Origin of the sequence: Geomonas sp. Red32, assembly GCF_023652955.1 — a bacterium.
GTDB lineage: Bacteria > Desulfobacterota > Desulfuromonadia > Geobacterales > Geobacteraceae > Geomonas.
The window spans coordinates 43,758-59,312 of record NZ_JAKLOY010000014.1; the positions used below are offsets into that span (position 1 = coordinate 43,758).

At 63.8% G+C, this 15,555-nt stretch carries 7 protein-coding genes; 6 read left to right on the top strand and 1 reads right to left on the bottom strand.

The window, feature by feature from the left end; genetic code table 11:
- Positions 1 to 4: 4 nt before the first annotated feature.
- The 4 genes from ftsH (at position 5) to L4X63_RS23360 (ending at position 11,350) form a co-directional block, all read left to right on the top strand.
- Positions 5 to 1,849 carry an ATP-dependent zinc metalloprotease FtsH gene (gene ftsH, locus L4X63_RS23345; RefSeq protein WP_250681074.1) on the top strand — a complete coding sequence of 615 codons (1,845 nt, stop codon included), beginning with the start codon at positions 5 to 7 and terminating at the stop codon, positions 1,847 to 1,849.
- 484 nt (positions 1,850 to 2,333) lie between these two features.
- Positions 2,334 to 2,750: a hypothetical protein gene (locus L4X63_RS23350; protein WP_250681075.1), complete on the top strand. Its 417-nt coding sequence runs from the start codon at positions 2,334 to 2,336 to the stop codon at positions 2,748 to 2,750.
- Between the two features lie 161 nt (positions 2,751 to 2,911).
- Positions 2,912 to 10,732, top strand: a complete 7,821-nt coding sequence (locus L4X63_RS23355) for a chitobiase/beta-hexosaminidase C-terminal domain-containing protein (protein ID WP_250681076.1) — start codon at positions 2,912 to 2,914, stop codon at positions 10,730 to 10,732.
- A 48-nt stretch (positions 10,733 to 10,780) separates the two neighbouring features.
- On the top strand, positions 10,781 to 11,350 hold the full coding sequence (locus L4X63_RS23360; protein WP_250681077.1) for a hypothetical protein: 570 nt from the start codon (positions 10,781 to 10,783) through the stop codon (positions 11,348 to 11,350).
- A 405-nt stretch (positions 11,351 to 11,755) separates the two neighbouring features.
- On the opposite strand, the gene L4X63_RS23365 is transcribed toward L4X63_RS23360, so the two are convergent.
- Entirely contained in the window at positions 11,756 to 11,920 is a 165-nt protein-coding gene (locus L4X63_RS23365; RefSeq protein WP_250681078.1) for a hypothetical protein, read from the bottom strand.
- A 152-nt stretch (positions 11,921 to 12,072) separates the two neighbouring features.
- On the opposite strand from L4X63_RS23365, the gene malQ reads away from it, so the two are divergent.
- Together malQ and L4X63_RS23375 are read left to right on the top strand one after the other, a co-directional pair.
- On the top strand, positions 12,073 to 13,566 hold the full coding sequence (malQ, locus tag L4X63_RS23370; RefSeq protein WP_350339213.1) for a 4-alpha-glucanotransferase: 1,494 nt from the start codon (positions 12,073 to 12,075) through the stop codon (positions 13,564 to 13,566).
- Positions 13,567 to 13,673: 107 nt separating this feature from the next.
- Positions 13,674 to 14,954: an O-acetylhomoserine aminocarboxypropyltransferase/cysteine synthase family protein gene (locus L4X63_RS23375; protein WP_250681080.1), complete on the top strand. Its 1,281-nt coding sequence runs from the start codon at positions 13,674 to 13,676 to the stop codon at positions 14,952 to 14,954.
- Positions 14,955 to 15,555: the final 601 nt, after the last annotated feature.

The window sequence follows — 15,555 nt, forward strand, 5'->3', positions numbered from 1 at the left end:
CCCCATGGGTCAATCGATCTGGAAACCGCTGCTGGTAACCGCACTCCTCGTGCTGCTGCTCGATCTCTTCTACGGCTCCATGGTGAAGCAGTCCGCGGAGCGCGGGGTGGAGATCAGCTACAGCCGGTTCCGCGACGAGCTCGGCACCGACAACGTCAAACGGGTCACCCTGCGGGGCAACGGCATCCGGGGCGAGTTCCGTAGCGCCGTCAAGCTCCCGGCCCCGGAGCCCAAGAATCCCCCCGTCACCACTACCCTTTTTTCCACCAACGTCCCTGCCATCGGAGATCCCACCCTGCTTCCCGAACTAACCGTGCGCAAGGTCGATGTCACCGCGGTCCCGGCCGAGAGCTCGGCCATGGGGGGAATCTTCCTCTACCTCCTCCCGTGGCTCTTGATCCTCGGGGTCTGGTGGTTCATCGCCCGCGGCATGAAATCGCAGGGGCCTGGCGCCATGATGGGAGGGTTCGCCCGCTCGGGGGCGAGGACCTACAGCTCGGAACGGATCGACGTCACCTTCGCGGACGTGGCGGGGATGGAGGAGGCCAAGCAGGAGCTGAGGGAAGTGGTGGAGTACCTGAAGGAGCCCAAGAAGTTCCAGCAGATCGGCGGGAAGGTCCCCAAGGGGGTGCTCCTGGTCGGGCCGCCGGGAACCGGCAAGACCCTCTTGGCCCGGGCGGTGGCGGGCGAGGCCGGGGTTCCCTTCTTCTCGATCTCCGCGTCCGCCTTCATCGAGATGTTCGTGGGGGTGGGGGCGAGCCGGGTGCGGGATCTTTTTGCCAGCGCCCGCAAGGTGGTCCCTTCCATCATCTTCATCGACGAGCTCGACGCGGTGGGGAGAAGCCGCGGGGCGGGCTTCGGCGGCGGCCACGACGAGCGGGAGCAGACCCTGAACCAGCTCCTCTCCGAGATGGACGGCTTCGATCCCCACACCGAGCTGGTGGTGATCTCGGCCACCAACCGCCCGGACGTGCTCGACCCGGCGCTCCTTCGCCCCGGGCGCTTCGACCGCCACGTGGTAATCGAGCGCCCCGACTGGCGCGACCGGGAGAAGATCCTCAGGGTCCACACGAGGAAGATACCGCTCGGGCCGGACGTCGACCTCTCGGTGATCGCCAAGGGGACCCCGGGAATGACCGGCGCCGACCTCGAGGGGCTCGTCAACGAGGCGGCCATCCTGGCGGCCCGCGACAACAAGGTGGTGGTCGCGCTGGACGACCTGGAGCGGGCCAAGGACAAGATCCTCATGGGAGGGGAGCGCCACATGGTGATCTCCGACGACGAGAAGAGGATCACCGCCTTCCACGAGGCGGGGCATGCCCTGGTGGCGCGCCTTTTGCCGAGCACCGACCCGGTCCACAAGGTGACCATCCTCCCGCGCGGCCGGGCGCTCGGGGTGACCCAGCAGCTCCCCGAGGACGACCGCTACCACTACCCGCGGGCCTACCTGGTGAACCGCCTCTGCGTGGCGCTGGGGGGGAGGGTGGCCGAGCGGCAGGTCTTCAACGACATCTCCTCCGGGGCCCAGAGCGATTTGAAGTACGTGACCGAGCTCGCCGAGAAGATGGTCTGCCAGTGGGGGATGAGCGAAGCCATCGGCCCGATGACCTTCCCGCGGGGCGAGGAGCACCCCTTCCTGGGGATGAAGCTCGCCGAGGAGAAGACCTTCTCCGAGGAGATGGCCTGGCTGATCGACCAGGAGATCTCCTCCCTTATCCGGGGGGCGGAAGGAAAGGCCGACGAGCTCGTCTCCAACAACCGCTCGAAGCTGAACGCCCTGGCCCAGGCCCTCCTGGACGAGGAGACCCTGACCGGCGAGCGGGTCGACGAGGTCCTCGCCGCCAGCTGACCCCTCCCCGGTTACCCTGCCGCCCCACGAAAATACTTCCCTTTTACCTCTCTGCGCTGGAAATGGAGCTGTCGCGAAACGCGACAGGTATCTGTAAGCAGCGGAAATCACATGAAGTAATTCCCAATAAGTGCGCTTTTATCCTCTCTCGCGGCGTCCTTCCTTATAAAAATTCTCACCCCTTCAGCTCTCCACTGGCTCCTGCCGTTTTATCTAACTGCCCGATTATGCGTTGATTGTCACTGTGTCAGTGCCCTGGGCACACTACTTGTACTAGCTCTGGACAACAGGCTTCCGGCCGCCTGGTTCTTCCTTAGAGCCGCTGGGCTCTGACAAAGATTTCAAAGGCCGATTGAGATGGGGGAGTAGTTATGAGAACACCAGTCAATGCCCATTCGAAGGCAGTGATCCCCTCGACGCGGGGAGGCTTCGCAGTGAGAGAGTCTCTTCGCGTTCCCCATCACCTCTTTGTGAGTGCAAAGCCATGAGGGCCGCGATCCTCATACTCCTGCTGCTCTACCCGTCCCTGGCTGCCGCCGGCACCCAGTGCCACGTGGTCGAGTTCGCCGACCGCTTCGAGGCGGTCTGCGTGGGCGACCAGCCGCAGGAACCGGTTGCGGCCGCCCCGGTCTATGCCAGGCCGCAGGCCGCCGCGCTCACCCCTCCCGCCCCGAGTGCCATGGGCGGAACTTCCGGAGCGGCTTCCGCCGCGCCGGGCCCGATGCCAATGCAAACCGCCGCCGCTGCCACTTCCCAACCGCCGCAGGCCAACGACTCAGCCGTCGAGCTGGGGCCCCCTCCCAACTACCATCCCAAGGGGCGCCGCTCGCTGCTCGGATACGTGGAACAGGCGAGGGAAGGCAGGGCGAAACTCATGATGGAAGGGTCCGCGGCCCAGTAGGCGCGGTCCCGGGCCCGGATGGCCGATGAGCCGTCCCGGGCCATTTCCCCGGTTATCGAGGGGGTATCCCTCGCTTCCCATATCAGCAGCTCCCGGTCATGCTCCGGCCGGGCCGCGATTACCGGCCGGAGTACCATTTTTCGCAGCATAAGGGGTCGACGATGAAGAAACATGTTTTGTGGAGAGTTACCCAAGTAATGGTGGTGCTCGCCGCTTTGGCCTGGGGGGTCCCGGTCCAGGCCGGCCCGGGCGGCGGCACCTATTACGCCAACAGTCCGGCGGGGGGGGCCTCGGGAACGGCCCTGCGTAAGTTCGTGGACAGCCTCCCGGGGCTGGGATCCACCAACGCCAACAACCTCGGGCAGTACATCCCGGTCGCGGTCCCGGACACCACCTCCTACCCGGGGGCGGACTACTACGAGATCGGGGTGAAGCAGTACACCCAGAAGATGCACTCCGACCTTCCCAAGGCCACCACGCTGCGTGGCTACTACCAGAGCAACACCAACGACGCCACCGTCAAGAACGTCACCCAGTACCTCGGCCCCCTCATCATCGCCAGGAGCTACGACCCCACGAAACCGGCCGGCCAGAACGGCAACGGAAAACCGGTCAGGGTGAAGTTCACCAACACGCTCCCGACCGGGGTGGCCGGCAACCTCTTCATTCCCGTCGACACCTCGCTGATGGGGGCGGGCAAAGGACCCAAGGGTAGCTTCCCCGCCCAGTTCGGCGGGGTGGTCCCGGCCTTCAACAACTTCTCCGGCTCCTACACCCAGAACCGCGCCACCCTCCACCTCCATGGCGGCAACAGCCCTTGGATCTCAGACGGCACCCCGCACCAGTGGACGGTGCCCAAAGGCGAGCTGTCGACCCCGTACCAGAAAGGGCTCGGGACGGAGGACGTCCCCGACATGCCGGCCACCGGGCAGGGGGAGATGACCTTCTTCTGGTCCAACGAGCAAAGTAGCCGCCTGATGTTCTACCACGACCACACCCAGGGGATCACCCGCCTGAACGTGTATGCCGGCGAGGCGGCGGGGTACCTCCTGACCGACGCCACCGAGGACTCCCTGATCGCCAACGGCACTCTCCCCAACCTGGGGGGCGTTTACAAGTACGGGATCCCGCTCATCATCCAGGACAAGACCTTCGTCCCCCAGAACATCGATGTGCAGGACACCGCCTGGAACTACAACATAACCAGCCTGGCCGGCCCGGCCTACACCCAGACCACCGTCCCGCGCGACAAGACGAAGTACCCGTGGGGCGCCTACGGCGATCTCTGGTTCCCGCACGTGTACGAGGCGAACCAGGACCCCAACAGCCCGAGCGGCGCCAACCCCTTCGGCCGCTGGGACTACGGCCCCTGGTTCTGGCCGCCGGTGACCGTCGATCCGGCCAACGCCAAGCTTCCCGATCCGACCACCACCCCCGAGGCGTTCCTGGATACCCCGGTCGTCAACGGTACCGCTTACCCGTACCTGACCGTGCAGCCGAAGCCGTACCGCTTCCGGATCCTCAACGCATCCAACGACCGGACCCTCAACCTGAGCATCTTCTACGCCGACCCGACCGATCCGACCGGCAAGGAAGTCAAGATGGTGCCGGCCGGCCCCAACCCGACGTTCCCGCCCGACTGGCCCACCGACGGGCGTGACGGCGGCGTTCCCGACCCGGCCACCGTCGGCCCCAACATGATCCAGATCGGCAACGAGGGCGGTTTCCTCAGGAACCCCGTGGTGATCCCCAACCGCCCGGTCGGCTACGAGTACAACCGCCGCAACATCGTCGTGCTGAACACCGCGCTGCGCGCCCTGATGCTGGGTCCCGCCGAGCGTGCCGACGTCATCGTGGACTTCTCCGGGGTCCCCTCCGGATCGAAGCTGATCCTCTACAACGACGGCCCGGCGCCTAACCCGGCGTTCGACTCGCGCTACGACTACTACACCGGCGACCTCGACCAGACGCTGTCCGGCGGCGCGCCCTCGACCCTGCGCGGTTACGGCCCCAACACCAGGACCGTCATGCAGTTCCAGGTTTCCGGCGCCGCCGGCACCCCGTTCAACATGGCCAACCTGCAGACCGCCCTGCCGGCCGCCTTCGACGCGAGCCAGCCGGCCCCGATTATCCCCGAGACCTGGAACGGCGCCCCGACCGACCTCTTCGCCAAGATCCAGGACTACTCGGTGACCATCCCGGTCAACGATCCCTTGGTCAACCCGGCCCCCCAGGCTGCGCTTCCCAAGACCATCCCCTACCGCCCGAAGGCCATCCAGGAGCTGTGGGACACGTACGGGAGGATGAACGCCACCCTGGGCGTCGAGCTGCCGTTCACCAACAACCTGATTCAGACCACCATCCCGCTGGGTTACGTCGACACCGCCACCGAGATCTTCTCGGACGGCAAGGAAACCATGTGGAAGATCACCCATAACGGGGTCGACACCCACCCGGTCCATTTCCACCTCTTCAACGTCCAGGTTCTTAACAGGGTCGGCTGGGACGGCGCCATACGGCCTCCCGACGCCAACGAGCTCGGCTGGAAGGAAACGGTCAGGATGAACCCGCTGGAAGACGTCATCGTTGCCATGAAGCCGATGAAGCAGACGCTGCCGTTCAATCTGCCGGTAAGTGTGCGCCCGATCGACGTCACCCAGGCCACCACCGCCAACATCGTCGTAACCACCGATCCGGCCCGCGGCGGCGGCACCTCGACGGTGGCCAACACCCCGGTCAACTTCGGATTCGAGTACGTCTGGCATTGCCACATCTTAGGCCATGAGGAGAACGACTTCATGCGCCCGATGATCTTCCTGGTGCCGACCGCGCCTCCGCTGGCGCCGAGCACCCTGACCGCCTACATCGGCGGGCAGACCGTGCCGGGGGACACCACCGCCCCCACCGCCATCAACCCGTACGTGAACGCCTCGGTCAACCAGACCGTCCTCCAGTGGGTGGACGGCGCCCCGGCCAACACGTCGACCGCCCCGGCCGACACCTCCGAGTTCCTGGTCGAGGAATCGACCAACGGCGGCGGCATCTGGACCAAGAAGGCGATCGTCTCCTTCCAGCCGGAGTATCCGCCGATCTGGACCGACACCGCGATCAATCCCAACACCAACTACCTGTACCGGGTGACCGCCTTCAACTCCTTCAACAACGGGTCGCTCTCCACCCCGGCGGTGAGCCTCTCGGTCCAGACCGGGAACTGGACCAAGGCCAGCGCCCTTACCATCTCCCCGAGCAAACCGACCCCGCACGTGGTGGGGACCCTGGTGCTCTTCACCGCAGCCGCCACCGGCGGCACCACTACGGTGGCGGGGACCACGGTAGCCTACCAGTACCGCTACTGGCTCACCACCAACGGCGGCGCCAAGGTGCTGGTGCGCGATTGGAGCACCGACGCTACCTGGTCTCTCCCCGACACCGCCGCGGTAGGGAGCTACGTCATCTCGGTCGATGCCCGGACCTCCAACACCGCCACCCCGGACGTCTCGGCCACACTCAACTACTCCATCGTGGTGCCTCCGACCCCGCCGACCACGGTCTCCACCCCGCCGCCGGGTATCTACGCCGCCGCTCCGGTGGTGGTGACCCTGACCGCGAGCTCGGTGGCTCCGCCGACCACCACCTACTACACCACCGACGGGACCATCCCGACCACGGCCTCGACCAAGTACACGGCCCCCATCACCCTGACCACGACCACCACCATCAACTACTTCTCGATGGATGTGAACGGGGTGGCCGAGGCGGTGAAATCCGACACCTGGGTGATCCATTCTCCGGACATGACGGCGAGCGTCTCCATCAACAACGGCGCCACCGCCACCAACAACGCCGCGGTCACCTTGACCCTTTCCGCCTATGACCCGGCCGGCGTGGCCAGCATGCAGTTCTCCAACGACGGGGTGACCTACAGCGCCGAAGAGCCGTTCCTCTCCACCAAGGCCTGGACGCTCTCGGCAGGCTCCGGCGTGAAGACCGTCTACGTCCGCTTCCGCGACAGGGCGCTCCCGACCGGCGTTCTCTATCCGCCGGTCACCACCAGCATCACCCTCGACTCGGTAATCCCGGCCACCACCGCCACCCCGGCCCCCGGCATCTACGCAACGGCCCCGGTCTTCGTGACCTTGACCCCGAACAAGGCGGCCACCGTCCACTACACCGTGGACGGGAGCACCCCGACCACCGCCTCGCCGGTCTACATCGCCCCGGTCTCGGTGGCCTCGACCACCACCATCAAGTACTTCGCAGTCGACGCGGCGGGCAACACCGAGGCGGTCAACAGCGGGACCTGGACCATCCACGCCCTCGACATGCAGGGGAGCGTGCTGATCAACAACGGCGCCACGGTCACCAACAACCAGGCGGTTATCCTGGCCCTCTCCGCCACCGACCCGACCGGGATCGCCACCATGCAGTTCTCCAACGACGGGGTGACCTTCTCCGCCGAGGAGGCCTACGCGACCTCCAAAAGCTGGACCCTCACCGCCGGTGACGGGATGAAGACCGTCTACGTCCGCTTCCGCGACAAGGCGCTCCCCTCCGGCTTCCTCTACAACCCGGTGACCGCCACCATCAAGGTGGACACCGTGCCGCCGGTCACCAGCGCATCGCCGGTGGCAGGGACCTATGCGAGCGGGCCGCTGCAGATAACCCTCTCCACCAGCAAGCCCGCCACCACCTACTACACGGTGGACGGCACCGTCCCGTCCACCTCGAGCCCGATCTACACCGGCCCGATCATGCTCTCGGCCACCACGACCATCAAATACTTCTCCGTGGATGCGGCGGGCAACGTTGAGCAGATCACTTCCAACAGCTGGGTGATCCACACCGCCGACCTTTCCGGGAGCGTGGTGATCAACAACGGCGCCACCCAGACCAACAACACCACGGTGAGCCTGACCCTGAACGCAACCGACCCGGTCGGCATCGCCACCATGCAGTTCTCCAACGACGGGACCAACTACACCGCCGAGGAGCCGTACGCGACCTCCAAGAGCTGGGTGATCCCGGCCGGTGACGGCGTGAAGACCGTCTACGTCCGCTACCGCGACAAGTCGCTCCCCTCCGGCGTCCTCTACCCGCCGGTCACCAACAGCATCAACCTGGTCACCACGCCGCCGGTAACCACCGCCCAGCCGGTACCGGGGGATTACTCGACCGCTCCGGTGGTGGTCACCCTGACCTCCAACAAGCAGTCGGCCATCTACTACACCATCGACGGCTCGACCCCGACCACCGCCTCGGCGGTCTACCTGGCCCCCATTTCGGTCTCCGCCACCACCACCATCAAGTACTTCGGGGTGGATACCGCGGGGAACAGCGAGACGGTCAACAGCGGGACCTGGAGCATCCATACCGCCGACCTCCAGGGGAGCATCGCGATCGACAGCGGCGCCACCCGGACCAACAACCCGTCGGTGATCCTGTCGCTTTCCGCGGTCGACCCGATCGGCGTCGCCACCATGAGCTTCTCCAACGACAACGTGATCTACTCCGCCGAAGAGCCGTACGCCGTCGTCAAGAACTGGAACCTGGTCCCGGGCGACGGGCCGAAGACCGTCTACGTACGCTTCCGCGACAAGGCGCTCCCCACCGGCGTCCTCTACCCGCCGGTCGCCGCCCAGATCACCCTGGACACCGTGAGCCCGGTCACCAGCGTGACCCCGATCCCGGGTAACTACTCGCAGGCCCCGGTCACCGTCACCATGACCACCGACAAGCCGGCGACCATCTACTACACCGTCGACGGGACCACTCCGACCACCGCTTCGGCGGCCTACTCGACCCCGATCGCCCTGGCCTCCACCACCAACCTGAAGTACTTCGCGGTGGACGTGGCAGGGAACCAGGAGGCGGTCAAGTCCGGCACCTGGACCATCCACAGCGCCGACATGATCTCCTCGGTCTCGATCAACGGCGGGGCCAAGGTCACCAACAACAACACCGTCAACCTGACGCTCTCCGCGGTCGATCCGATCGGCGTGGCGAGCATGCAGTTCTCCAACGACGGCGTCAACTACTCGACCGAAGAGCCGTACGCGACCGCCAAGGTCTGGGCCCTCACCCCGGGCGACGGCGTGAAGACCGTGTACGTCCGCTTCCGCGACCTGTCGCTTCCTTCCGGCGTGCTCTACGACCCGGTTACCGCGGTGATCGCCGTGGATACCGTGCCGCCGGTCACCACCACCAACCCGGTCCCGGGTCCGTACTCCTCGGCCGCGTTGCAGGTGGCCCTGAGCTCGAACAAGCTCTCCACCATCTACTACACCCTGGACGGCACCATCCCGACCACCTCCTCCAGCGTGTACGCACGGCCGATTACGGTGACCCAGACCACCACCATCAACTTCTTCGGGGTTGATGCGGCGGGCAACACCGAGGCGGTCAAGTCCGCCACCTACGTGCTGCACGGGACCGACCTCACCGCGAGCGTGATCATCAACAACGCGCAAACCGTGACCAACAACCCGAACGTGACGCTGGCGCTCTCCGCTATCGACCCGGTCGGCATCGCCACCATGCAGTTCTCCAACGACGGCGTGAACTTCACCGTCGAGGAACCGTACGCAACCAGCAAGGCCTGGACCCTGGCCTCCGGCGACGGGCCGAAGACCGTCTACGTCCGCTTCCGCGACATGACGCTCCCCAACGGCCAGCTCTACGACCCGGTCACCGCCACCATCACCCTGGACACCACTCCGCCGGTGACCACCGCCGGGCCGATCACCGGGACTTACTCCACGGTGCCGGTGCTGGTAACGCTGTCGGCTAACGAGCCTGCCATCACCTACTACACCCTGGACGGCTCCACCCCGACCACCTCGTCGACCGTCTACAACCAGCCGATCTCGCTGGCCGGCACCACCACCGTCAAGTACTTCAGCGTGGATACGGCCGGTAACGCCGAGTCGGTGAAATCCGGGACCTGGACCGTCCACGCCACCGACCTGCAGGCCAGCATGGCCATCAACGACGGCAAGCCGCGGACCAACTCCACCGCCGTCGCCCTGACCCTGTCGGCCACTGACCCGGTGGGGATCGCCACCATGCAGTTCTCCAACGACGGGGTGAACTTCACCGCCGAGGAACCCTACGCCATCACCAAGGCCTGGACCCTTCTCTCCGGTGACGGTCCGAAGACCGTGTACGTAAGGTTCCGCGACAAGTCGCTGCCCACCGGCAACCTCTACGCCCCGGTGACCGCTAGCATCGTGCTCGACACCGTGGCCCCGGTTACCACCGCCGGTCCGGTGGCAGGCGAATACGCCGCGGGCCCGGTCAACGTGACCCTGACCACCAACAAGCCGGCCACCGTCTACTACACCCTGGACGGCAGCCTGCCGACCGCCGCCTCCGCGGTCTACAACAACCCGCTCGTCGTGACCTCCACCACCACCATCAGGTACTTTGCGGTGGACGTGGCCGGCAACGCCGAAGCGGTCAACACCGGAACCTGGACCCTCGACACCGCACCGGACATGGTGTCCAGCATCAAGATCAACAACGGCGTCCAGGTGACCAACAGCGCCACGGTCAACCTGACGCTCTCGGCAACCGACCCGCAAGGGGTCAGCACCATGCAGTTCTCCAACGACGGCGTGGTCTACTCCGCGGAAGAACCGTATGCCACCAGCAAGGTCTGGACTCTCTCCGCCGGCGAAGGAACCAAGACGGTCTACGTAAGGTTCCGCGACTCCTCGCTGGGCGGCGGATCCCAGTACGCGCCGGTCATCGCCAGCATAACCTACGGAGCCAAGGACGGCCTGCTCCCGGGTACCAGCAGCTATCTGCAGAGCGCCATGAAGGCCCTTCAGATCGCCAACGGTCTCCAGACCGCCACCCCGCTCGACTTGGCCCACGCCGACGTGGCCCCGTTCGCCAACGGTGCCCCGAACCCGGACGGCAAGATCGATCTCGGCGACGTCTACGTGCTGCTGCTCCGCCAGGTGGGACTGCTCCCCCTGTAGGACTGCACACGGAAGCCAGGCTACGACGAACAGTAAGGAGGAAGTGAGATGATGAAGATAACTGTAGCGGCTCTGGTAGCACTGTGGGCGGCGGTGACCCTGACCGGGTGCGGTGGTGGCGGCGGCGCCGCCGCCGGACCGGTCACCACCGGTGTCACCAAGGTGCAACTCTTTGGGAATATGTCCACCAACTGCACGGTCGGCTCGGTCCAGACCACCATGCAGGTACCCAGCGGCGTGCTGGTCAACTACTCCTCGCCGGCTCCCTCGAACTACCCGGCCCACACCTTCCCGCTCAAGAGCGGAGCGGTGGTGCCGTCGGGACCGGTGAGATTCCAGCAGTCCGATATAAGCGGCACCTACAACACCCAGACCATGCAACTGACGGTCAGTATGGTCAACAGCGCAGGGAGCAACATCACGAGCAGCACCACGGGAAGCGGCCAGGAGATCGCCACCATCATGTTCAAGCTGGCCACCCCCGGCGTGCTTCCGACCCTGCCCACCCCGTGGCAGGACCCCCAGGTGGTGGTCTGGCAGCGTTTCCCGACCACCCCGTACCCGACCATCGTAAGCCGCCCCGGGTACACCCTGAATTTCGCTACCACGTATCAGTAGGGTAGGGGAGCGCAGGGTAGGGACGCAGTAGCAAAAAGGCCGGCAGTCCTCAGGGACTGCCGGCCTCTTTATGTGTCCTCTTCAAGCGAGGGCAGGAGGAGTGTTCCCCCCTGAAGGCTCATCGGAAAATGGTGGGGGGATTGCCGAAACGAGGTCCCCCCCTTTGCGAACGTTCTTCCAGGAATTTGGGGGGAAACCCTTCCCCCCCTTGTCAAAGGGGGGACAGGGGGGATTTGCTTTCGGGTTTCGGTATAGCCTCGTTGCCTGGCTGGGGCACTTCGTGGCTGCTTCCCCCACCCCCTGCCCCCTCCCTCCAGGGGAGGGGGAACGCATAGACCCAGGCACAAAAAAAGGCGGACAGGATCTCTCCTTCCGCCTCTTTCTATGTGGGTGCCTGCTCTTAGGCTAATAGATGATAATGTATCCCTTCTTCGTGGCGATGGGGGTGATCTCCAGGGTGTCCTTGATCTTGAAAACCTCGCCGTCCAGGGTGAAATCGAAGCCGCCTTCCTCGTTGGGGATGGCGCACTCAATCAGGGATTCGAAAGATGCTGTCTTGATAGTTTCCATGGCGGCGACTATACCATGACTCCCGAAACCGGTAAAGCCCCGCAATTTGCAATCCATCCTTTTTATGTCATAGTACTCTCTGCCTTTCTTCGGCTGGTCTATTCTCTTGTGATGTCCGTGCCTTCCCTGCAGTCCATTTCAATCCGACCGAGGTGTTAATGTCCAGAAAACGAAAGAGCGGCATCCTGCTCCATCCCAGTTCGCTTCCCGGGCCCGGAGGGATCGGGTCGTTTGGCGAGGAGGCCCGCCATTTCATCGAATTCTTGCACAAGTCCGGTCAGTCACTCTGGCAGATCCTGCCGCTTGGCCCCACCGCCTACGGCAACTCCCCGTACTCCTGCTACTCCGCGTTTGCGGGGAACCCTCTGCTGATCAGCCTCGAGTCGATCGTGGGCGAGGGAGACCTGCTCCCCCAGGAGGTCTCCTCCGTGCCGCACAACGACCGGGTCGACTTCGGCGCCACCGAGATCTACAAGATGGGCCTTTTGCGCCAGGCCGCCACCCGCTTCTTCGTCGAGGGCTCGCAGAAACGGAAGGAGGAATTCTGGCATTTCTGCGATACCACCTTCTGGCTTCACGACTACGCCCTCTTCATGTCGCTCAAGGATCATTTCACCGGGAAAAGCTGGAAGGACTGGCCCGATCCGATTGCGCGACGGGAGCCCGCCGAACTGCCGGCCTGGAGCGAGAAACTCGGTCCCGCCATCGGCGAGCAGAAGTATTTCCAGTGGCAGTTCTTCCGCCAGTGGCGCCAGTTGAAGAGCTACGCGAACGTGCTGGAGATCAGCATCGTCGGCGACATGCCGATCTTTGTCGCCTACGACTCGGCGGACGTCTGGGCCAATCCCCATCTCTTTCACCTGGACGAGAAGGGGGGGCCGATCGTGGTGGCGGGGGTGCCGCCGGATTACTTCAGCAAGACCGGCCAGCTCTGGGGTAACCCCCTCTACAACTGGGACCGGATGGCCGAGGAGGGGTATGGCTGGTGGATCGCCCGCATGCGCAACGACCTCTCGCTCTACGACATGGTCCGCATCGACCACTTCCGCGGCTTCGAGGCCTTCTGGGAGATACCGAGCTGGGAGAAGACCGCCATCAACGGCCGCTGGACCAAGGGGCCGGGAGAGGACCTCTTCCACGCCATGCGCAACGCGCTCGGGAATCTCCCGATCATCGCCGAGGACCTGGGGGTGATCACGTCCGAGGTGGAGGCGCTCAGGGACAAGTTCGGCTTCCCGGGGATGAAGATCCTCCAGTTCGCCTTCAGCTCGGGACCGGACAACCCGTACCTGCCGCACAACCACGTCCGCTCCTGCGTGGTCTACACCGGCACCCACGATAACGACACGACCAGCGGCTGGTTCACCGGTCTCAAGGCCAAGGAGCAGAAAACGGTGCTTTCCTACTTCGACCGGGACAAGGAAGAGATCGTCTGGCAGATGATCAAGTGCGCCCTCTCCTCGGTGGCCGATTACTCGATCATCCCGATGCAGGATCTCCTGGAGCTCCCGTCCACCGGGAGGATGAACGTCCCGGGGGTGGCCGGGGGGAACTGGAGCTGGCGTTGTCCGGATGACGCCTTCACTGCCAAGCTGGCCAACAAACTGGCCCGCGCCACCGAGATTTACGGGCGCCTCCCCGGGTAGGTCAACTTTTACGGTCAAAGTTCTTGACAGATGCTGTGACGTTTTGTATAGACATCTGCAGTTGGTTCTTTATCAAAATAGTGTTGTAGCGTAGAGGAGCGTAGACCATGTCAGATAAAAAGTTAGCTTTCAGCACCCTTGCACTCCATGCCGGCCAAGAGGTGGATCCCACCACCCTGTCGCGGGCGGTACCGCTTTACCAGACCTCCTCGTACGTATTCAAAAGTGCGGAGCACGCGGCGAACCTGTTCGGGCTGCAGGAATTCGGGAACATCTACACCCGGCTGATGAACCCGACCACCGACGTGCTGGAAAAACGGGTGGCCGAGCTCGATGGGGGCGTGGCCGCCCTGGCGGTTGCCTCCGGTCAGGCAGCCACCACCTACGCCGTACTGAACATCGCCAGCGCCGGGCAGAACATCATTGCCACCAGCTACCTCTATGGCGGGACCTACAACCTCTTCCACTACACGCTCCCCAAATTGGGGATCACCGTCAAGTTCGTGGATTCCTCCGACCCGGAGAACATCCGCAAAGCCATCGACGAGAACACCCGCCTGGTCTACAGCGAGGCCATCGGCAATCCTAAAAACAACGTGGACGATTTCGAGGCCATCGCCAAGGTTGCCCATGACGCGGGGATCCCCTACATCGTGGATAACACAGCGGCCACCCCGTTCGTCTTCCAGCCTCTTAAGCATGGCGCCGACATCGTGGTCTATTCGCTCACCAAGTTCATGGGCGGGCACGGCACCTCCATCGGTGGCTGCGTGGTGGACGGCGGCACCTTCCCCTGGAACAACGGCAAATTCCCCGAGTTCACCGAGCCCGATCCCTCCTACCATGGCCTGAAGTTCTGGGATGCCCTGGGGAACATCTCCTACATCATCAAGATGAGGGTGGAGCTTTTGAGGGACATGGGGGCCTGCATCTCGCCGTTCAACTCCTGGCAGATCCTGCAGGGGCTGGAGACCCTCCACGTGAGGATGCAGCGTCACGTCGAAAACGCCCAGAAGGTGGCCGAGTGGCTCGAGCAGAATCCGCTGGTCAGCTGGGTGAACTACCCGGGCCTTGCCAGCCACAAGGATAACGCCAACGCCAAGAAGTACCTTAACGGCAGCGGTGCCATTATCGGCTTCGGTATCAAGGGGGGCCTCGAGGCCGGGAAGAAGTTCATCAACAACGTGAAGCTTCTGTCCCACCTGGCCAACATCGGCGATGCCAAGAGCCTCGTGATCCACCCGGCATCGACCACCCATCAGCAGCTCTCGCCGGAAGAGCAGCTGGCGACCGGTGTCAGCCCCGACTTCATCCGGCTCTCGATCGGCATCGAAGACGTCAACGACATCATTGCCGACATCAATCAAGCACTGAAAGCCGCCCAATAACAGCCGGCGAACAAATGAAAGGGCCGCCCCCGTGATAAGGGGCGGCCCTTTCACGTTCCCCCTCCCCTGGAGGGAGGGGGCTAGGGGGTGGGGGGCGTTGGCCGACAGGAATAGGTGCCCCGCCAAAGAAGGTGTCCTTTTTTGTGGTCCCTGATGTCCCTTCAGCTCCTGTGGTCCCTTTAGTCTGTCCAAATTGGTCTGAACAAAAACTAACAATAAACCCGTTGACCCTGCTCCGACCTTTTGCTATAACCACACCTCGCTACTGACCGGGAAACAAAAACGGTCACGGCGGTAAAAAAAGAGGTTGACAGTCGAAAGCCTCTCTGTTATAAAGTTTGACTTCGCAGCAACGTTCTCTCAAATCCAAATAGCTCGACGGTTCAGGAGTTTGGTTTACTCTCTCTAAGGTTTCGCCTCTGAGAGTCGCCAAGAAAAACTTCCAGCCGAGAAAAAAACGGTTGACAGTCGAGTCTGGTTTGTGTAGATTGCGAAGTCTGCCGCAACGAGCGGCGGTCTTGGTCTTTGAAAACTAAATAGTAGACGAATCACATTGTGGGTCTATTTAAGTCAGTTGTTTTTGTTAAACAGAATCGAGCTT